Here is a 21,154-nt window from a genome sequence, read left to right as displayed (position 1 = left end):
TGTGAAAGGAAAAGAATTATGGCGAATATAATTAAAGACATGATATTAGGATATAAAATTGATAATATGATGAAAAATTATAAAGGAAATAAACTTCAAAAAATAGATATGCATGTTCATTATATTCCTAGAGCATATAGGAGACTACTAGAATTTGAAGTAGAAGGGGAGCCAGATGGCTTCCCAACACCAGAATGGGATGTTGAAAGTCATTTGAAAATGATGGAATATTTAGGTATTACTACAACAGTGTTAAGCTTATCTTCTCCCCATTTAAATTTTGGAGATCCAGAAGTTGCTAAAAGAGTTGCAAGACAAGCTAATGAGGAAGGAGCCGAAGCTGTAGAAAAATATCCTAATAAATTTGGACTTATAGCATCTCTTCCTCTACCTAATGTGAAAGATAGTATAGAAGAAATCAACTATGCATTTGATGTACTAAAGGCAGATGGTATTGCATTTCCAACAAATACGCAAGGTGTATATTTAGGAGATCCATGTTTAGATCCTATATTAGAGGAACTAAATAATCGTAAGGCAGTAGTTATTCTTCATCCCAATAAACCTAGCTCTGTCCCTCAGAATGTAAATGAAGAATTGCCTATACCAGCAATGGAATTTTTATTTGATACAACGCGTACTGTAACAAATATGATATCAAAGGGAACTATAAGACGTTTTAACAATATTAAGTTTGTTATTCCCCATGCAGGTGCATTTTTACCAATACTTTGTGATAGACTTGATGCCTTTTTTAAAAAGGCTTACTTATTAGAGGGTAAAGAAAAGATAGATGTATATGGAGAATTAAAAAAATTGTATTATGATATTGCAGGAATGTGTATTCCAAGGCAATTAGAAACTATCTTAGAAATTGCAGATCATAGTCATTTGTTCTATGGAAGTGATTATCCATATACTCTAGAAGTTGGATGTATTATGCTTGCTGAAGAATTAGATAAAACTTATATACTTACTGATGAATTACGTCAAGATATTTATTATAAAAATGCTTTGAAGTTGTTTCCGAGATTAGTAGAAAATTCAAATATTAATTTTTCATAAGTATTAAAATAAACAGTGAAAACATAGGTGGATTATATTAAAGTAAAACCATCTATGTTTTTTATTATTCAGAGAGTTAATTTTTTTATAGCTGGAATTAAAAATTGCATTAATTATGGTAAAATATAGTTATAATTAAAGAGAGTATAATCAATAATATGAAGAAATATTTATTTACAGGTAGAATATTATTTTGTACGGCAAGACTAGATAGATAAAAGGGGATTAAAATAATGATAAGAAAAGAAGATATGAGTATTAGTAAATTTATAAGTCTTATATTAAGACATAAACCAGAAGAAATTGGATTGAAATTAGATGAATATGGATATATTAAGACATCAGATTTAATTAAAGGATTGAATTTAAAAGGATATAAAGTAACAATTTCAGATATTGAAAGAATTGTAGCTGAAGATAATAAACAAAGGTACTCCTTTAATGAGGATAAAAGCAAAATTAAAGCAAATCAAGGGCATTCAATTACAGTGAATCTTGAATTACAACCTATAGAGCCACCAAAGGTATTGTATCATGGAACAGCAACAAGGTTTAGCGAAAGGATCTGTAAAGAAGGCATCAAGAAGCAAAATAGACAATATGTTCATTTATCATCAGATGTTGAAACAGCAACAAAGGTAGGTAAGAGACATGGCGAATTAGTTATTTTTAAAATTGATAGTGATGAAATGTATAAGGACGGGTACAAATTCTATTTATCTGAAAATAAAGTGTGGTTAACTGATTATGTTCCAATAAAATATTTAAGTAAAGAATTATAGATATATAAAGGAGAGTTTACAATATGACTGTTTATATAGCATTGTTAAGAGGTATTAATGTAGGAGGAAAAAATGTAATAAAGATGGCAGATTTGAAACGAACCTTTGAATCCATTGGAGTTAGCGATGTAAAAACATATATTCAAAGTGGAAATGTTCTGTTCAAATCAAATGAATCAGAGGAGGCACTCTGCAATAAAATTGAACAAGAGATTGAAACCGTCTTTGGAATTTCTTTAGAAGTTATTTTAAGGACATCTAATGAATTAGAACAGCTTCTATCGGATTGTCCATTCTCAAATGAGGAAATAGCAGAAGCAGAGAGATTATCTGAGGTAGAAAGTTTATATGTTGCATTATTGAAACATAATCCTTTGAAAGAAAAACTTGAGTACATAGACAGCTATAAAAGTGAAAGTGATAAATATTATATTGTAGGGAGAAATGTGTATCTTTTATTTAAGCATAGCATTCGAAATTCAAAGCTTGCCAATAATCTTTATAAACTTGATGTAGCAACAACTGTGCGTAATTGGAAAACATTAAGTAAACTTAATTCATTGGCAAAAGCTTTGGAAAACTAAAATATATTTCAGCTATATAGATCTATTTTTGTGTAGAATTATTTAGATTATATTCAAAAACATGGTCATTTTCTGGCATATAAATATTATCGTTTGAATCTACAGCAGTACTATAATAATTTTTATTAGGCAAAACATTAAGTAAATTACCATTGAGGTCAAATTTATAATTACCAGTAAAGCTTTTTATATACAAATTATCATTATTGTCTATAGAAATTGTTTCAATATCTATATCTTTACTATTTAACTTTAAATCTAAATATTTAATGAATTCCCCATTGGAATTATATACATATATTTTTTTAGTATATTCACTAAAAATGTAAATATTACAAGAACTATCTAATGCAAAATTAGCATTCATCCCCGGATCTTCTTTGTTAGCTTTTTTTATAATATTATTAAAAATAGCCAATATAGTTCCATCAGAGTTTAGTTTATACAAAGTGTTTTCCATTGCAGAGGAAGTTAGTAAATATAGGTTATTATTTTTATCAACCGCTAAGGAGCCATAATAATCTTTTTCATTAAAAGTTGCTGATAAACTACCATCAGCTGTTTTATATTTCTGAATTGTGCTACCAGTAGAGACGTATAAATTTCCATTCATATCTGCAGCTAGTCCCTTAATTAGTTTAGAATCATGTTTATCTGCTTTTATTTGAATCATCTTAAGGAATTCACCAGAATTACTAAATTGTTGAATTCGTCCATCAATATAATCAGCAATCCAAACATTATTATCAGAGTCTATTGTAATATATCTTGCATCATTTAATTTTCCAGAATCTGTACCTTTTCCACCGAAAATTGTTACTAATTCCCCAGAGAAGTTACTGTTGTTAATAGAAAGAATTTTTAATTTTAATTCTTCAAGCTTCCTTTTAAGAGAAGAGTTTTCAGGATCCATTTTTAATTGTTCTTCTATATTAGATATTTCCATTGAATACTCGTTAAGTTGAAGTTTCTTTGTAACTTCACTAGCATTGCCATCATTATTAATAGTAATAGCTTGAAGTTTCTCATTCAATTCCTCAAGCTTTTCTTTAAGACCGGCGTTATCAGGGTCCATTTTTAATTGATTTTCTATTTTAGCTTTTTCTGAGGAATACTTACTAAGTTGAAGTTGTTTGGCGTAATCACTATCATCATTGGCTATAATAACAAAAGCTTTTGGATAAGCTTGTATATATTTCACATTAAATTTGACTCCAGTTGAAGGATAGCTGTATTTATTTAATGAATCGTTATGAACTATATTAAAATCTGATGATAAAAAATAAGTTGAAATAACATTGTTATCATTAGTAGGTTTAATCATAACATTATAGCGATAAACCGTTTCGTTATTGTATTGATCTGATGTTGGTAAATTATCTACAACCATAGCTTCACCTTTTTCGCCAAAATTATCGATAATCACATTTGTTAAAAAATGTCCTACAAAAATATTAGCAATAATAATTACAAATAAAACTGTAGAAAATTTTAATAACTTGAATTTAACTTTGTTTGGAAATACAATTTGGCTAATGATACCAAAAAGAATACACCCCAAAATACTAAGCACTGGATGAGCTTTTAATACAACTAGAAAAATAGCTATATATATCATTTTATGACCTCCGTAACGTTAAAAATAGTTTAATATACATATTAATATTTCTGTAATTTTATCTAAATGTTCATGATTTTACTTTTAGATATATATTCATTTGCTGTAAAGTTATTCTATTTTTAAGAAAGTAGTCTTATTATATCAATAATAAAATTTTCAATCAAGAAAAAATTAAGAATGATGTTATATTTTGTTAAAAATTATATATTTTTATAAAATAATAGTACTAAGGATGATAAATGAATCTTCTTTTACATGACTTTTTGTTTATCATCTACATATAAAATTCATAAGTTTATGCTAAAATGTTAAATATATATGTTGCAAAAAGAATTATTCAATACATAAGGATTTCCAAAGGAAATCAACATTTATTGAACATTGATAATTGAAATATATATGAGTTGGTAATAAAATATGAAAAATTCGAGAGGTTAGTACTATGAGTAATATTCTAATAATTGAAGATGAAAAAAGTGTATCGGATGTTTTAAAGGCATATTTAGAAAAAGAAGAATATGGAGTTTTCACTACTGAAAATGGGTTAGATGGAATTGAAATTTTTAGAAAAGAGAGAATTGATCTTGTAATTTTAGATTTAATGTTGCCAGATATTGATGGGGAGGAAGTTTGCAAAATACTAAGAAAAATATCAGATGTGTATATTTTTATGCTAACTGCAAAAAGTACGTTAAGTGATAAAATAGAAGGATTAAATATTGGAGCTGATGAGTATTTAACTAAACCTTTAAGTCCAAGAGAGCTTACTGCCCGTGTTAATGCATTATTTAGAAGGTTAGGGGATAACAAAGAGAATATTCTTTCCTTTGATAATAATAAATTAATAATTGATATTGATAAAAGATCTGTTAAATTAAATGGCGAAGAAATTAATTTAACTCCAAATGAATTTGATATATTATATGTTTTAGCTTCAAATAAAGGAAAAGTATTTACAAGAGAAGCAATAATAGAAAGAGCTTTTGGTATTGATTTTGATGGCTCAGATAGGGGGATAGATGTTCATATCAAAAATTTACGTAAGAAAATTGAGGAAGATACCAAAGCACCAAGATATATAGCTACTGTTACAAAAATCGGATATAAATTTGGTGATGAAATATGAAGCAGAGTATTAGGGGACGATTAAGTTTTATACTTATTTTTTGTTCAGTAGTTTCAGTACTTTTATCTGTTTTAATTATAAATACAACAATAACAAATACCTTCAATAAATATATGGAGGATATTCAAACTAAAAGAAATGCAAGGTTAGTAGAATATTTTCAACAGGTCTATAAAAATGATGGAAGCTGGAGTTTAACCTCTGGTGAAGAAATGATGCATGAAGCGTATATGAGTAATTACTGTTTAAGTCTTTTAGATGAAAATAGAAAAGTTGTATGGGAAATGAACCATGAAGATATACAAAATAAAAATCATATGATGGTAAACGGTAAAGAAGAAACAGGAGTGTATACTTCCAATATTTTTGATATAAATGTAAATGACAAAATTGTAGGATATATTATAGTTGGCCAATACTCACCTGTTTTACTATCTCAAGAAGATATAAGTTTCAAAGGACAAATTAATAAGGGGATAGTATTTAGTGGTATATTAACATTAATAATAGTAGGAGTAATAAGTTTAATATTATCAAAGCAATTTACTGAACCTATAAAAGCAGTTTCAAAAACTTCTGTGAGTTTATCCAAAGGAAATTATAATTCTAGATCAAATGTAAAAAGCAGCATTGAAGAAATTCGGAATTTAACTGAGAGTATAAATTCTCTAGGAGAGAAACTAAATAATCAGGATTTACTTAGAAAAAGACTAGTATCTGATATATCCCATGAAATTAGAACTCCATTAAATGTATTGCAGAATAATTTAGAAGCAATGATAGATGGAATTGTACCTATAACTACTGATAAGCTTAATAATCTTAATGATGAAGTAATAAGATTCGGAAAACTTTTAAATAATTTAAATTCACTAAAACAAGTAGAATCTGATGAAATAATACTTAAATTAGGACTAGTCAATATAAACGAACTACTTTCATCAGTAATAGAAGATTTCTCTATTGCTGCTGCTGAAAAAAATGTAAAATTGTTTATTAATGAAGATGAAGATAGAGATTTTGTGGTTTTAGGTGATTATGATAAATTAAAACAAGTATTTATAAATCTTATTTCAAATGGAATTAAGTTTAACAAGGTAGATGGGACAGTATGGATTAATATCAGCAGCGATGCAGATTACGTGATTATTGAAATTAAGGATAATGGAATTGGAATTAAAAAAGAAGATTTGCCTTATGTTTTTGAAAGAATGTATCGTGGAGATAAAAGCAGGCATAAAATTGAAGGAAGTGGAATTGGGCTTACTCTCGTAAAGAAAATATTGTCGTTACATACTGCAACAATAGATGTAGAGAGCAGAGAAAATAAAGAAACTACTTTTACTGTATGTTTAAGTAAAAATAATTAGGTTTCGTGATAATAAAAAAATAAGTAAAAAAATTACCAATATAAGTTCCGATGTTGCAGGGAAGTTCTTAATTGCAGCATAGCTGCTCTTTTTATAAGTGCATAGCTACTCTTTTTAAAGGTGTATATTTAAGTAAAAATAATTAGGGCAACAACGTTTTTTAAAATTTCGGTTATTAGAGAGTTTTTGTATTAAATCCTTTACAATTGAAGAGAAACGCAAATAAACAAGTATTTTGACATTTTTGATCGCTTTACTTATTAGAAATGAGGAGGATATAATGGAAAAATGGCTTGTATTAGAGTGATTGGATATATTTAATCTCATACAAGGTTCAAAAGTATACATTACATCTTTGGTATATTATTTTTTTCATGTTCCTAATATGTTTCGACAATGGCACTACAAGTCTTATGGTTAAAACATAAGACATAATATATGTGTATTTATATTTATTGCAAAGGAAGATTAATATGAAAGCAGCTAAAAAACATAATGATGTCACTAAACTAAGCCTAGGAGGAATATTAATTGCACTAGGTGTAGTTTATGGAGATATTGGAACTTCGCCTCTTTATGTAATGAAATCAATTATTCAAGGTAACGGTGGTTTGGAAAATATATCTGAAAACTTTATCCTTGGATCTTTATCACTAATTTTTTGGACAATAACTATTTTAACAACAATAAAATATGTTTTAATTACTTTAAGGGCAGACAACAAAGGTGAAGGTGGGATTTTCTCTCTTTTTACTCTAGTTCGTAATCGTGCAAAGTGGCTTATTATTCCAGCAATGCTTGGTGGTGCAGCCTTACTTGCTGATGGGATGTTAACCCCTGTTGTATCTGTAACTTCAGCAATTGAAGGTTTAAAGCTTATTCCAAGTTTCAATGCTATTTTTGGTAACGATCAAGATATTATTATTATAATTGTAATAGTAATACTAAGTATACTATTTTTTATTCAACATTTTGGAACTGATTTAATTGGAAAAATGTTTGGGCCAGTAATGTTTATTTGGTTTTCAATGTTGGCAATATTAGGGATTATGAATATTTTTCATGATTGGACTTTATTACGTGCATTGTCTCCATACTATGCAATCAATATTCTTTTTAGTAGTGAGAATAAAGCAGGATTTTTTATTCTCGGCAGCGTATTTTTAGCAACAACAGGTGCAGAAGCTCTTTATTCTGACCTTGGACATGCAGGTAAGAAGAATATCTATGCCTCTTGGCCTTATGTTAAAGTATGTTTATTATTAAATTATTTTGGTCAAGGAGCATGGGTGTTATCTGCTAGAAAAAATCCAATGTATACAAATTTAGATGATTTAAATCCGTTTTTTCAAATGGTTCCACATAGCTTTTTGATTTGTAGTATAATAATTTCAACCTTGGCTACAATTATTGCTTCTCAAGCATTGATTTCAGGATCTTTTACTCTTGTTTCAGAAGCAATTAAATTAAATTTATTCCCTAGATTACATATAATGTATCCATCTAGATCTAAAGGACAATTATATATTCCTTCAGTTAATAAATCTCTATGGATTATATGTATTGGACTTATTCTATATTTTAGAAGTTCTGAACATATGGAAGGAGCCTATGGATTATCAATTACAGTTACTATGTTAATGACAACTATCTTGTTGTTTAATTACTTATTAAAACAAAAGATTTCACCTGCTATTGCTATTAGTATACTAGTTTTCTTCGGGTTATTTGAAGTTTCTTTCTTTATTGCAAATGCTGCTAAGTTTATGCATGGTGGATATGTAGCTGTTTTAATTGCTTTATCAATTTTATCTCTTATGTATATATGGATTCAAGGTCATTATATTAAGATTCGTTTGTTAAGATATGTTAAAATTCAAGATTTTAAAGAACAATTGAATCTTTTACGTCAAGATTCTGATAGACCTAAATATGCAACAAATCTTGTATATTTAACTAATTCAGAATATGCTCAGAAAATTGAAAGAAATGTAATGTACTCTATTTTAGATAAAAGACCTAAGAGAGCAGATGTGTATTGGTTTGTTAATATTGTTGTAACTGACAATCCTTATGATGCAGAATATGAAGTAGAAACTTTTGGAACATCATATATTGTAAAAGTTAAATTAAAACTTGGCTTCAGAGTAGATCAAAGATTAAATGTATATTTACGTCAGATTTCAACTGAGTTAGTTAAAAGTGGAGAAATAGATATTCAATCTAGAAATTACACTATAATGCCTGATAGAAAAGTTGGCGATTTTCGTTTTAGTATAATTGTAGAACAGCTTTCATATGAATCAGGATTAAGTTTTAGGGAAGAAATCATATATAGAGCTAAGCTATTTATAAAAAGAATTACTGTTTCTCCAACAAAATGGTTTGGACTTGAGAATAGTGAGGTTGATATTGAAAGTGTTCCACTATTTATAGGCCGTTGCAATGAACAATTGTTAAAGAGAGCTTCAAAATAACTTTTTATTTTCATGTGCTTAAAAAATTAAATGTTAGATATTAAAATATATTAAACCTAAAAATCAAGGTAAGAGATGTCTTGATTTTTGGGTTTAATTTTATTTAGAATAGTTTCCTGTTTATTTTTCATTGTATCCTCATAAAATCTTCATAACTTTTTCTTATAATATATATATATTCAATTGTTAATGTTTAATTGTAAATTGCTATTAATCAAGAAATCCTTTTGAGATTTCTTGGATTAATAATGGGGAATTGCTATTGCAATATATATGTTGCAAAAATAATTATTCAAAACATAAAGATTTCTGAAGGAAATCAATATTAATTGAGCATTGTAATATGTAAAGATTAGTTATGTTTAAATTTATTATTAAAATAAATTACATTAATTTAGTGGAGGATAATATGAGTATTAAAAGAGAGATAATTAAAGTATATGATATGACATGTACATCTTGTGAAAACAGAGTGGAAAAAGCCTTAAAGAAGGTTAATGGAGTTGTAAATACAATGGCTAGCTATAATGCTCAGCAGGTGATTGTTGAATATGATAGTACCATTTGCTCTAAGGAACAATTAATGGAGGTTATCAATAAAGCAGGGTATAGTACAAAAAATTCGAGTAGTATTAAATTTGCAGGATTTTTAGTTATAGCTGCTGCTATATTTCTTCTTGGTAACTCAACATCAGGTTTTGATATGAGTGCTAAGTTAAATAATGCATCTTATGTGGTATTGTTTGTTGTTGGTATGCTTACATCAATACATTGTGTTGGTATGTGTGGTGGCATAGTGCTTACACAAAGTTTATCAAAAAATAGTATTGTAAATGAAAATCAGAACAAATTTAAGGCCTTAATACCTGCAATTTTATATAATTCTGGAAGAGTTACTTCCTACACAATAATAGGTGGAGTTGTAGGGGCTTTGGGGTCAGTGCTATCATTATCACTTAATGTAAAAGCTGGTCTTCAAATATTTGCCGGAGTATTTATGGTGATAATGGGGTTAAATATGACTGGATTCTCTTTATTTAGAAAGTTTAATATTAAATTGCCATGGTCAGCATGTAAAATAAAAAGTCAACCGAAATCTCCTTTCTTGGTTGGAATATTAAATGGATTAATGCCTTGTGGTCCATTACAAACAATGCAACTTTATGCATTAGGTACTGGTAGTGCAGCAGCAGGAGCTATATCAATGTTTTTATTTTCATTAGGAACCGTTCCTTTGATGCTTGTTTTTGGAGTAATATCGGGTTTGCTAAGTAAAGGTTATACAAAACAACTTCTAAAGTTTAGTGGAATTTTAGTAATAATACTTGGAATAATAATGGGTAATAGAGGTCTTGCCCTTGCAGGAGTTGGAGTTCCAGGTGTTAATGAATTAACACAAAGTATTTCAGGAAATGGTGCACAAGCAGCACAAGCCAAAATAGGAAAAGCAACTGTTGAAAATGGAGTTCAAGTAATAAGAATGACTGCTGATAATAACGGTTATACTCCTAATGCCTTTTATGTTCAAAAAGGTATACCTGTTAAATGGATTATTACAGGAAATCAAATAAATTCTTGTAATAATGCAGTAGTAGTCCCATCACTTAATATACAAAAAACTTTAAATTCTGGAGAAAATATAATAGAATTTACACCAAAGGATGGAGATATAAATTTCAGCTGCTGGATGGGAATGATACGAGGTGTAATTAAAGTAACTGACAATCTTGATTCTGTAGATACATCAAAAGCGGATTCGTCAATTCCAACTCCAAGTAGTGGAATGAGCTGTTGTACAGGTGGAACTGGAGCAGCAACTGCTGTACAACAATCCCAAAGCATATATGGTAATGATTTAAGTAAAGTTCCAACTGATAGATTAGTTAAAAAGGCAAATATTTCAGGAAATATACAAAGTCTAAATATAAAGGGAACTGGCTATGAGTTTGAACCTCTTGTTGTAGTATTAGAGAAAGGAATACAAACTAACCTAGTAATTGATCTTAATTCATTTGATAAGGCTGATGGGAATTTTACAATAGTAAATGCTGATACTGGTGATCAAATAAGTTCTTTTTCTGGGAAAAAAGGCATTACTAATGTTGGATTTAAGATAGACAAAAGTGGAACATATCTTATTATTAAAGATAATGTAGCAGCCATAGCAATAGAAGTTACTGATTCATTAAAAACAGTTAATTTAGAAGAAGTCCGTAAGAAACTTATTAATGGATAAAGCATCTATATATGTTGCAATTAAAAATGTTCAATGCTCAATGATAAATTAATGTTGATTTCCTTCTGAAATCTTTATGTTTTGGGTCATTGACAAATAACTTATTTAGAAAAAAGTTGCGGTTTTAGAATTGATTAACACTAAAACCGCAACTTTCTATTATTCTACTTCAAATTGTCCCATCATTCCAGCATCTTCATGCTCTAAAATGTGGCAGTGATACATAAATAAACCCTTTTGAGTAAATTTTATAAGTATTTTTACATCTTCATCAGGATTAACTAATACAGTATCCTTCCAGCCTCTTTCACTTTCAAGTGGTTCTATGCCGTTTCTTGATAATACTTGGAACTGAACTCCATGGACATGGAATGGGTGACTCATTCCTCCCATCATATCTTTTGGATTTGTAATTTCCCATATTTCAGTATCATTAAGTTTAACTTTTAAATCTATTCGATTCATATCCATCTGCTTTCCATTAATAGAGACCATATTTCCCATACCCTGAAGATTAAATCTTCTTACTGTTTTCGCAGAAGATTGTGATAGTTGCGTTATCTGAGTTAAGTAATTAGGTATTTCTGTAGTGTCTATTCCATCATCTTTTACATTAAACTTTAATACGTTAAAATCCCCACCTGTTAGAAATAAAGTTGTTCCTGTATCATATTTTGAAAAATCTATTATTATTTCAGCTCTTTCACCAGGTCCTAATTCTAATTTATTCATCTTCACAGGCTTTTCTAAAAAACCTCCATCTGATGAGATTTGTTCAAACTCATCACCAGTACTTAGTTCAAATGAATATATTCGTGCATTAGAGCCATTAACAAGCCTAAATCTCATCTTCACTTTTTTAACATCTAAGTATGGATTAATTGCTCCGTTAACTAATATTGTATTTCCTAAAGCACCATCCATCATTTGTGAATTATTATAAGAAAGAGTACCACTGTTATCAAAATAACGATCTTGAACAATTAAAGGAATATCATTTACTCCATAATCTTTGGGAATATTTAAACTTTTTGAAACTTCATCTTCTACATAAAGTAAGCCTGCTAACCCCTTATATACTTGCTCACTGGTTTTGCCATTTGTGTGTGGATGAAACCATAAGGTTGAAGCGGGTTGGTTAACCTTAAAATTTATATCTGCTTTACTTCCAGAGGCTATAGGTTGATGAGGTCCGCCATCAACATTTCCATCAATATTTAATCCATGCCAATGAATTGTTGTCTCTTCTTTCAAATTATTGTTTAAGTGAATATTCACATTATCGTCCTTGTTTACTCGAATTACAGGTCCAAGAAAATTACCATTATAACCATAAGTTTCCGAAGCTTTTTCATCCATAAAAGCAGTAGTTCCTTGATCAACATTTAAAGTAAAATCTTCTACTTTAGAATTGGGACTTTCATTCTCTAAAAGCTTAGGAATAGGAAGATTATTTTCGACGTTTTGTTTATTTGAATTATTATTTGATTGCATAGGATCTACTGCATGTGTATTAATTCCCATCATAGAACCGCTCATATTTGAATTGTTTTTAGTGTTTTTTACAGCGAGCATATATGCAGCTAAGCTAACCGCTACAAGAGCAGCAAATGTATAAATCAATTTTAACTTTCTATTAATCATATATATACCTCCGATATTTTAAAGTGATAATAATTATTATTTAATACTAATTTATTATACAATTTAGTTATGAAGGAAATATGAAGAAAGTTAGACTAATAAATATAAAATTGTATTTTCAATATTATAACTTAAAAATTATTTTTTATTCTGAGATTATCTTCATCAAATCTTCATATTTTTTATTTAAAATTTATTCATAAGGAGGGAGTAATTTTGAAAAGTTATAATTTAAACTTTAAACAGAAAAATATGCTTTGTCACAGATGCTTAATGACTGTAGTGAAAACTCTAAGTTCAGTTGAAGGATTAGAAGAAATCCATGTAGATTTAGAATCAAAAAAAATAAAAATAACTTATAAAGATGAAAATATATCAAAAGATGAGATTAAAGATATTGTAAATAGATCAATTTTAAGTGGGAAAGTTGGTAAGCTTGAACATTCACTATAATGAAAATATGAGGAGGAATTTATTATGAATTGTCATAGAAATAATAAAAATGGAGACAATAAAAAACACAATCCAATGAAGCATATGCTAATGATGGTACTTTGCTGCGGATTACCTTTTATAATTGTTGGAGCACTTTCTTTTATAAATGTAGGAACAGGATATAGAGTAGCAATTGGAGGAATAGCTCCGTTCATATGTCCTATAATGATGGTGCTTATGATGGGAATGATGCTTAAGGATAGTAAGCATGGAAATTGCTGTAGTGAAAATAAAGAAGTGAATGATAGTCAAAATAAAATAGAGGAATAGTATAATAATTGTCTACCTGAAAATAATAATCAAGAATAATTAAACTATGACCATTGCAAACAATGTGCTGCAGAATGTCATAAATGTGCTGATGAATGTAGCAAATGACTAATATGTAATAAGATTAAATAAATTTAAATGCAAAACTTAAAGTAAATTTCAATCAGGTTGCTGGTGGAAATTATTGGTAACCTGATTTTTATTGTAAACTATAAAAATATTTTAGCTTGGAGGTTAATTGCAGGAGCTAATAGAAATATATGTATAGCTTTTGGGTAAAAACAATGCGGTTTTTATGCGTTTGTTAATATTTTTGAAATTATTTTAATGTGATGCCCTTGACAATATTACTAATTAGTAATATTATTGTACCCATGGATAAGAATAAAATTACTTATGGAGAATTAAATGATTTAAATTTAAAGTCAATAATAGCATTAAGTCGATGTATTCAAAGCGTAAACAAAAGAGAATACAAAATTATTAAAGAAGGAGGGCTAACTTTTTCACAATTTGGAGTACTTGAAGTGCTATATCATAAAGGTGATTTAAGAGTCAGTGAAATATTAGAGAAAACCCTATCAACTGGCGGTAATATGACTGTTGTTATAGATAACTTGGCTAAAGATGATTTGATTGAGCGACGTCCTGATCCTAAGGATAGACGTGCGAGCTTAATAAGCATTTCTGAAAAAGGAATAAAGCTTATGAGTGAAATTTTCCCTAAGCATGTAGATAATTTAGGTGAAATTTTTAGCGTATTAGAAGTTGAAGAAAAAAAGATTTTAATAAATATTCTAAAGAAATTATCAGGTGTATAGACTTACACCTTTATTTTTGGGTAAATACTACTAATTAGTAATTAACTAATTAGTAATGATTGAATTTTAGTCTATTAAAGATGATTTGAGATTGAAAAATCATATATAAAATGGATTACTTTTTAAAGAATGAGTATAAAGGTGACTATATTATTAAACACCTTTTATATAAATAAAAACTAATGAGGAGAGAAAAAAGATGATTAAATCAATATTATCAAAATTATTTGGAGTTAAGGAAGAAGTTAAACCTGTGGACAATAAAATTATTTGTGGATGTTTTAAATTAACAGAACAAGATTTAAAAAATGCAGTTAAAAATGGTGCAAAATCATTTGAAGAAGTTCAAATTATCACAAAAGTAGGTACTGGCTGTGGTAAGTGTGTAAATGGTAACAAAAATTTAGTTAATAGATTATTATTAGATAAGAAAATTGATGAAAATCAAGTAGTGTGTGGATGTTTAAAAGTTACAGTACAAGATATAAATAATGCAATTAAAAATGGTGCAAAATCATTCGAAGAAGTACAAGCAATTACAAAAGTTGGTACTGGTTGTGGAAATTGTGTAGAAAGCAATAAAGAATTAGTAAAACAACTACTAGCAAGATAATAGTTTAAAGAGCATACATAGTAATAATATAAATGGTGAAACTAAAGAATGTTAAAAGAAATAATTTTAACATAATTAAAATCAAAACAAATATAACAAATATAATAAATTAGAAATAATAGATACTATACCAACTATAATACCACTTACATAGAGATGTAAATGCATCTCTATGTGGTGGTTTTTTGTTTATGATAATGAATTGTAATCAAATAATACTTATCTAGGTATTTTGTTAATATTTTATTATGAATTTTTTTATCCCCATAAAATTCACACAAATAAATGTTAGAATACGTTCAGAAGTTGTAAATATAGATGGGAGGAAACACAAAGTTTCAGGTAGTTCTAAAAAATTAAAATCTTATATTCTGGAGGTTATTAAAAATTGATTAGATTAATTCAGCAAAATATATTCTTAGTGATTATTATTGTAGTTCTTATAATAGTTATTGCAACTTATGTAGTTAATACAGATAAGAAAAAAAGTGAAGAAACTGCTGTGAGAGAATTTTATGCACTTGGCACAATAATAAGATTAAGAGTGGATGGAAAAAATGGAGAAGAAGCAATTCAAGAAGCTATAGACAGGCTTAATATTATAGAAAATAAAATGTCTGTATTTAAAGAATTTAGTGAGGTTTCCATGATAAATAAAAATGCTGGAATATCAAGTCAAGAGGTAAGCACGGATACTTACTTTGTAGTAAAAAAAGCAGTAGAATACAGCATATTATCAGAAGGAACTTTTGACCCAACTATAAGGTCTATAGTAAGCCTATGGCGAATAGGAAGTGATAATCCTAGAATACCAAGTAAAAGTGAAATTGAGAGTAATCTTAAACTCGTTAATTACGAAGATATAGTTCTTGATGAAAAGAACCATTCAATAAGCTTAAAACATGTAAATCAAGCAATTGATGTTGGCGGAATAGCTAAAGGATATGCTGCAGATGAAGTAAAGAAAGTTTTTGAAGGGTATAAGATTAAAAGCGCTTTAATTGATCTTGGAGGAAATATTTATGCCTTAGGTACAAAGCCTGATAAAAACTTATGGAATGTTGGTATTCAAAATCCTTTTGATACTCGTGGAGAACATATTGGGATCATTGGTGTAGAAAATAAATCTATAGTTACTTCAGGAAATTATGAAAGATATTTTACTAGGGAAGGAAAAATATATCACCACATAATTGATCCTAAAACAGGATATCCATCTGAAAGTGAGGTCATAAGCTCAACAATAATTTCAGATCACTCCATTGATGGGGATGGATTATCTACAGGAGTATATATTATGGGACTCGAAAAGAGTATTAAACTAATAGAATCCTTGAAGGGAATTGATGCTATTTTTATTACTAAAAATAAAGAAATATATGTAACCTCAGGGATAAAAAATAGTTTTAATATAACCAATACAGAATTTATTTACAAAGATAATCTGTAGGAGAAAAGCAAAATTTATTAACATCAATAGTAGAATGGGAGAGAGACGATGCAAAAAACAATATCAAAACTACAAGGATTAAGATTAATTTCGCAAATTGCATTTTTAATTTTAATGCCGGAATTATTTACATTAATTTTTAATCAATTAAAAAAGCTATACTCAATGATCCTTAAAGGAAATTTTGATGTAGTATTAGTATGGCCTCAATTATTAGCAATGGTTACAATTTTTATTATAACCATAATACTTGGGCGATTCTTCTGTGGATGGCTTTGTACCTTTGGGGCTATTAATGATTTTATTTATATAATTTCAAAAGAAGTATTTAAAACAAAATTTAAAGTAGATGAAAAATTAGATTCAGTATTAAAGTATTTAAAATATGTTATTTTACTATTTATAATAGTAGTTATTTGGACAAGTGGAAGTACATCATTTGACAGCTACAGTCCGTGGGATGCTTTTGCTATGGTTGATAATGCTTCTGGTGCTATAGCAGAATATACAGGTGGATTTATATTACTTGCACTAATAGCAATTGGGGCTGTTTTTATAGAAAGATTTTTCTGTAGATATCTTTGTCCACTTGGAGCTGTTTTTACAATCTTATCTAAGGCTAGAATTTTAAAGATAAATAAACTTAGAGATAAGTGTGGACCTTGCAGAATATGTACAAATAATTGTTCAATGGGAATAAAGCTTTATCAAACGGATAAGGTAAGCAGTGGTGAATGTATAAATTGCTTTAAGTGTATAGAGGTTTGTCCAAGAAAAAATACTAAGGTAAATATTTTAGGTGAAGATGTAAGTCCTTTACTTCCTGGTGCAATAGCAATTGCTGCTTTTACTGGTGTAAATGCTTTAGGTGGAGTTATGAATGATGGAATGGCTAATCATTCATCAAATAATACTGCTGCAAGTAGCTCTAATGTTAATAAATCTGAGCAAAAGAAGTATAAAGATGGAATATATACAGGAGTAGGAAAAGGTAAGAATCCAGATTTAAAAGTTGCAGTTACTATAAAAGATGACAAAATCACGAATGTAGAAATAGTATCTAACAATGAAACAAAAGGAAAAGAAGCTTTAAGCACTATCCCGAGCAAAATTGTAGATATACAATCTACAGATGTTGATGTGGTTTCAGGAGCTACAATGACAAGTAAGGGAATCATGGAAGCAGTAAATAAGGCATTAAGCCAAGCAGAAATCAATGCTTCATCAACAGCTGATAATCAAGGGAAATATAAGGATGGAACTTATAATGGAATTGGACAAGGTAAAAGCCCAGATTTAAAGGTTGCAGTTACAGTAAAAGATGACAAAATTACAAATGTAGAAATAGTATCTAATAATGAAACAAAAGGAAAAGAAGCATTAAATACTATTCCTAATAAAATTGTAGAAACACAAACTATAAGTGTAGATGTAGTTTCAGGAGCTACAATGACAAGTAAAGGAATTATGATGGCAGTAAATGATGCGTTAAGTCAAGCTATAAAGAATAATTAATATTTTCCAGATGTCTTAATACAGTTAATAATGATGATTTTTATGGGACGTTTTTAAGAATCCAAATGGAATAGAATATATTTATTTTTTCAAGGGAAAATAGAGTATATCAAAAATTAAGGAGGAATTAATTATGAATCATTTAGTTGTATTTGCTCATCCAAACCCAAAGAGTTTTTGTAAAGGAATAGTTGACAGTATAGAGAAAGCATCAAAAGAAAAAGGAGATAATATTGCTGTTAGAAATCTTTATGAAATAGGATTTGACCCTATTCTTAAACCGACTGATTTTGAGGCTTTGCAAAGTGGAAAACTGTCTGAAGATATAAAAACAGAACAAGAACACATCAAATGGGCAGATGTTATTACATTTGTATATCCTGTCTGGTGGGTTAGCGTTCCAGCAATATTAAAAGGATACGTTGATAGAGTCTTTTCTTATGGATTTGCTTATGAAAGTGTAGATGGAGCTCCAAGAGGTCTATTAAATGGGAAAAAAGCATTATTATTTTGTACTACAGGTAGTCCTAATGAATATTATGCTCAAAATGGAATGCATAATTCAATGAAACAAACTACTGATGATGGTATATTCAATTTCAGTGGAATAGAAGTGATTAGTCATACATTCTTTGGTGCAGTTCCCTCTGTCCCTGATGAAACTCGCAAGGAGTACTTAAGAGAAGTAGAAAAGATAATAAAAGAAAAAATATAGAAATTCTTACTTATTAATAAGAGGAAGATTATGAATTAAGATTATATCTTAGCAATATGAAATATGTTTGGATATAATCTTAATTTAATATACAATTAAGATGGTTTGATGAGAGTAAAACTTGGAAATAAGGAATTATAGCTCTATATTATTCCAATTAAAAGTAGTGTAAAGCAAAAATATATTGGGCATTTAACTTATAATTTATAAGTCAGGTAGGAGTAAAATATGTTGGAAGAAAAAAAGGTTATTATAGTAGATGATGAGAATAAGATAGTTGAAGTTATAAAATCATATCTAGAGAAGGAAGGTGCAATTGTATTTGAAGCATATGATGGTAATCAAGCATTAGAGGTGTTTGAAAGGATTAATCCAGATTTAATAGTTCTAGATCTAATGTTGCCAGATATGACAGGTGAAGAAATCTGCAACATAGTTAGAAAAAAATCTAGAGTACCAATTATAATGCTTACAGCAAAAATTGATGAAAAGAGTATAATTTCTGGATTACATATGGGAGCTGATGATTACATAACTAAACCTTTTAGTCCAAGAGAACTTATAGCAAGAATATATGCTATATTTAGAAGACTTAATGAAGAAGTTGTACCTTTATCTAATGAAATTTCGTTTAATGATAATGATTTGGTATTTGATATGTTAAAGAAAGAAATACGGAAAAATGGAGAGAATATAGCGCTTACCTCAAGGCAATATAAAATATTGATGACCTTACTTAAGTATCCTAACAAGACTTTTACAAGGGAAGAGCTTATAAGTAATGCACTTGGAGATGACTATGATGGATATGATCGTAATGTAGATACTCATGTTAAAAATATAAGACAAAAGATTGAAACCAATCCTAAGGATCCACAGTATATAATTACTGTCCATGGAACAGGCTATAGGTTTGGAGGAAAATTTAATGAAGAAAAATCTTAGAACCAGACTTTCGCTTTCATACATATTTATAACAATGATTTGCGTGGCACTCATTAGTATCCTTTCACACTTCTTTCTTGTAAATCAATTTAAAAATTATGTTATTCAAGAACGTGAAAGAGATAATAAAATTATTGTTGCAGCTATAAGTCGTGAGTATAGTGCAAATTTCAATATTGAGGCAATTCAAAGTATTGGTGCTGGCGCAATTGAAAATGGATTATTTATCACTGTAAAAGATGCGTCAAATAAAGTAATATGGGATGCTGAAACTTATAATAATATTAAATGTGAAGAAGTTAAAAATCGTTTAATTAGTACAATGCAAAAGATTTTTCCAACCTGGGAAAGCGAGTATTCTAAAGATGAATATCCAATAATAAATGATTCTAGTAAAGTAGGAACTATAAGTATAGGTCATTATGGTCCTTTTTATTATGACGAAAATGATATAATGTATTCAAAAACACTTAATAAAATACTTATAGGTGTTGGAGCAGCTTCTTTATTATTTGCATTAATATTAGGTTTAATAATGGCAGAAGGATTAAGCAGACCAATTTTAAAGGTTATAAATATAGCAGAGATGATTTCAAAAGGGGATTATAGTCAAAAGATTGAGAAGAAATCAAATGTTGAGGAGATAGACAAACTAACTTCCACCATTAATAGTCTTGGATATTCTCTTAATGAACAGGAAAAATTAAGGCAAAGACTAGCAAGAGACGTTTCCCATGAACTTAGAACCCCACTTTCTACTCTTCAAAGTCATATGGAAGCACTGATAGATGGAATATGGGAGCCAACCCCAGAAAGGCTTATAAGCTGCCATGAAGAGATACTAAGACTTAATCGTCTTGTAGGAGATTTGGAAAAGTTAGCACAATATGAAAGTGAAAATCTCGTTTTAAATAAGACTGAGTTTAATATTGGTGAGGCTGTTAAAAATATAGTTCTAAATTTCGAAAAAGAATTTTTAAATAAAGGTGTATCTTTAATTTTTCATGAGAAAGATATTCTTGCATATTTAGATAAAGATAAAATAAGTCAAGTTGTAGTTAATCTAATATCTAATGCCTTAAAATATACTCAGAAAGATGGCAAAGTGGAGGTTAATATAACTGAAGATAATAATTTTCTTGAACTAAGTGTTAAGGATACAGGGATAGGAATATCACAAGATGATTTACCTTATGTATTTGAGAGATTTTATAGAGCAGATGAGTCGAGACATAAATTAACAGGTGGAGCAGGGATAGGACTTACGATTTCTAAGTCTATAGTTGAAGCACATGGCGGAAATATAACAGTAGATAGCATGATTGGAAAAGGGGCTAATTTTGTAGTAAAAATAGCGAAAGTAGTATAAAGTTTTTTATACTATCTTCTAAAACTGTTGACAAAGTGTCAGCAGTTTTTTTTTGT

Annotated in this window: 18 protein-coding genes; 16 read left to right on the top strand and 2 right to left on the bottom strand. The window is 28.7% G+C overall.

The window, feature by feature from the left end:
* Window positions 1-18: 18 nt before the first annotated feature.
* From CSPA_RS18350 to CSPA_RS18340, 3 genes are all read left to right on the top strand, one after another.
* Window positions 19-1,065, top strand: a complete 1,047-nt coding sequence (locus CSPA_RS18350) for an amidohydrolase family protein (RefSeq protein ID WP_015393854.1) — start codon at window positions 19-21, stop codon at window positions 1,063-1,065.
* A 233-nt stretch (window positions 1,066-1,298) separates the two neighbouring features.
* On the top strand, window positions 1,299-1,847 hold the full coding sequence (locus CSPA_RS18345) for an RNA 2'-phosphotransferase (protein ID WP_015393853.1): 549 nt from the start codon (window positions 1,299-1,301) through the stop codon (window positions 1,845-1,847).
* A gap of 23 nt (window positions 1,848-1,870) precedes the next feature.
* On the top strand, window positions 1,871-2,431 hold the full coding sequence (locus tag CSPA_RS18340) for a DUF1697 domain-containing protein (protein WP_015393852.1): 561 nt from the start codon (window positions 1,871-1,873) through the stop codon (window positions 2,429-2,431).
* 22 nt (window positions 2,432-2,453) lie between these two features.
* Here the strand turns inward: CSPA_RS18340 and CSPA_RS18335 are convergent, their stop codons facing one another.
* Window positions 2,454-4,049 carry an NHL repeat-containing protein gene (locus CSPA_RS18335; RefSeq protein ID WP_015393851.1) on the bottom strand — a complete coding sequence of 532 codons (1,596 nt, stop codon included), beginning with the start codon at window positions 4,047-4,049 and terminating at the stop codon, window positions 2,454-2,456.
* Window positions 4,050-4,494: 445 nt separating this feature from the next.
* On the opposite strand from CSPA_RS18335, the gene CSPA_RS18330 reads away from it, so the two are divergent.
* From CSPA_RS18330 to CSPA_RS18315, 4 genes are all read left to right on the top strand, one after another.
* Window positions 4,495-5,178, top strand: a complete 684-nt coding sequence (locus CSPA_RS18330; RefSeq protein ID WP_015393850.1) for a response regulator transcription factor — start codon at window positions 4,495-4,497, stop codon at window positions 5,176-5,178.
* Window positions 5,175-6,548, top strand: a complete 1,374-nt coding sequence (locus tag CSPA_RS18325) for a sensor histidine kinase (RefSeq protein WP_015393849.1) — start codon at window positions 5,175-5,177, stop codon at window positions 6,546-6,548. Before CSPA_RS18330 ends, CSPA_RS18325 begins: the two co-directional genes overlap by 4 nt.
* Before the next feature lie 473 nt (window positions 6,549-7,021).
* A complete protein-coding gene (locus tag CSPA_RS18320; RefSeq protein WP_015393848.1) occupies window positions 7,022-9,025 on the top strand; it encodes a KUP/HAK/KT family potassium transporter in 2,004 nt (667 codons plus the stop codon).
* Between the two features lie 409 nt (window positions 9,026-9,434).
* On the top strand, window positions 9,435-11,261 hold the full coding sequence (locus CSPA_RS18315) for an urease accessory protein UreH domain-containing protein (RefSeq protein ID WP_015393847.1): 1,827 nt from the start codon (window positions 9,435-9,437) through the stop codon (window positions 11,259-11,261).
* Window positions 11,262-11,420: 159 nt separating this feature from the next.
* On the opposite strand, the gene CSPA_RS18310 is transcribed toward CSPA_RS18315, so the two are convergent.
* Window positions 11,421-12,905: a multicopper oxidase family protein gene (locus tag CSPA_RS18310; RefSeq protein WP_015393846.1), complete on the bottom strand. Its 1,485-nt coding sequence runs from the start codon at window positions 12,903-12,905 to the stop codon at window positions 11,421-11,423.
* A 216-nt stretch (window positions 12,906-13,121) separates the two neighbouring features.
* On the opposite strand from CSPA_RS18310, the gene CSPA_RS18305 reads away from it, so the two are divergent.
* The 9 genes from CSPA_RS18305 (at window position 13,122) to CSPA_RS18265 (ending at window position 21,098) form a co-directional block, all read left to right on the top strand.
* On the top strand, window positions 13,122-13,358 hold the full coding sequence (locus CSPA_RS18305) for a heavy-metal-associated domain-containing protein (protein ID WP_015393845.1): 237 nt from the start codon (window positions 13,122-13,124) through the stop codon (window positions 13,356-13,358).
* A 24-nt stretch (window positions 13,359-13,382) separates the two neighbouring features.
* Complete coding sequence (locus tag CSPA_RS18300; protein WP_015393844.1) at window positions 13,383-13,670, top strand: hypothetical protein; 288 nt, start codon at window positions 13,383-13,385, stop codon at window positions 13,668-13,670.
* 374 nt (window positions 13,671-14,044) lie between these two features.
* Complete coding sequence (locus CSPA_RS18295) at window positions 14,045-14,491, top strand: MarR family winged helix-turn-helix transcriptional regulator (RefSeq protein ID WP_026106364.1); 447 nt, start codon at window positions 14,045-14,047, stop codon at window positions 14,489-14,491.
* A gap of 199 nt (window positions 14,492-14,690) precedes the next feature.
* Entirely contained in the window at window positions 14,691-15,104 is a 414-nt protein-coding gene (locus CSPA_RS18290) for a (2Fe-2S)-binding protein (RefSeq protein ID WP_015393842.1), read from the top strand.
* Between the two features lie 388 nt (window positions 15,105-15,492).
* On the top strand, window positions 15,493-16,554 hold the full coding sequence (locus tag CSPA_RS18285) for an FAD:protein FMN transferase (RefSeq protein ID WP_015393841.1): 1,062 nt from the start codon (window positions 15,493-15,495) through the stop codon (window positions 16,552-16,554).
* 48 nt (window positions 16,555-16,602) lie between these two features.
* Window positions 16,603-18,069, top strand: coding sequence for an FMN-binding protein (locus CSPA_RS18280; protein ID WP_015393840.1), 1,467 nt, complete (start codon window positions 16,603-16,605; stop codon window positions 18,067-18,069).
* Between the two features lie 133 nt (window positions 18,070-18,202).
* Window positions 18,203-18,784, top strand: coding sequence for an NAD(P)H-dependent oxidoreductase (locus tag CSPA_RS18275; RefSeq protein ID WP_015393839.1), 582 nt, complete (start codon window positions 18,203-18,205; stop codon window positions 18,782-18,784).
* Window positions 18,785-19,012: 228 nt separating this feature from the next.
* On the top strand, window positions 19,013-19,729 hold the full coding sequence (locus tag CSPA_RS18270) for a response regulator transcription factor (protein WP_015393838.1): 717 nt from the start codon (window positions 19,013-19,015) through the stop codon (window positions 19,727-19,729).
* Window positions 19,713-21,098, top strand: coding sequence for a sensor histidine kinase (locus CSPA_RS18265; protein ID WP_015393837.1), 1,386 nt, complete (start codon window positions 19,713-19,715; stop codon window positions 21,096-21,098). Before CSPA_RS18270 ends, CSPA_RS18265 begins: the two co-directional genes overlap by 17 nt.
* Window positions 21,099-21,154 lie beyond the last annotated feature (56 nt).

This window comes from Clostridium saccharoperbutylacetonicum N1-4(HMT), assembly GCF_000340885.1.
Taxonomy (GTDB): domain Bacteria; phylum Bacillota; class Clostridia; order Clostridiales; family Clostridiaceae; genus Clostridium; species Clostridium saccharoperbutylacetonicum.
The sequence above is the reverse complement of the archived record's forward strand: the minus strand, read 5'-3'. Positions and strand labels throughout refer to the sequence as shown.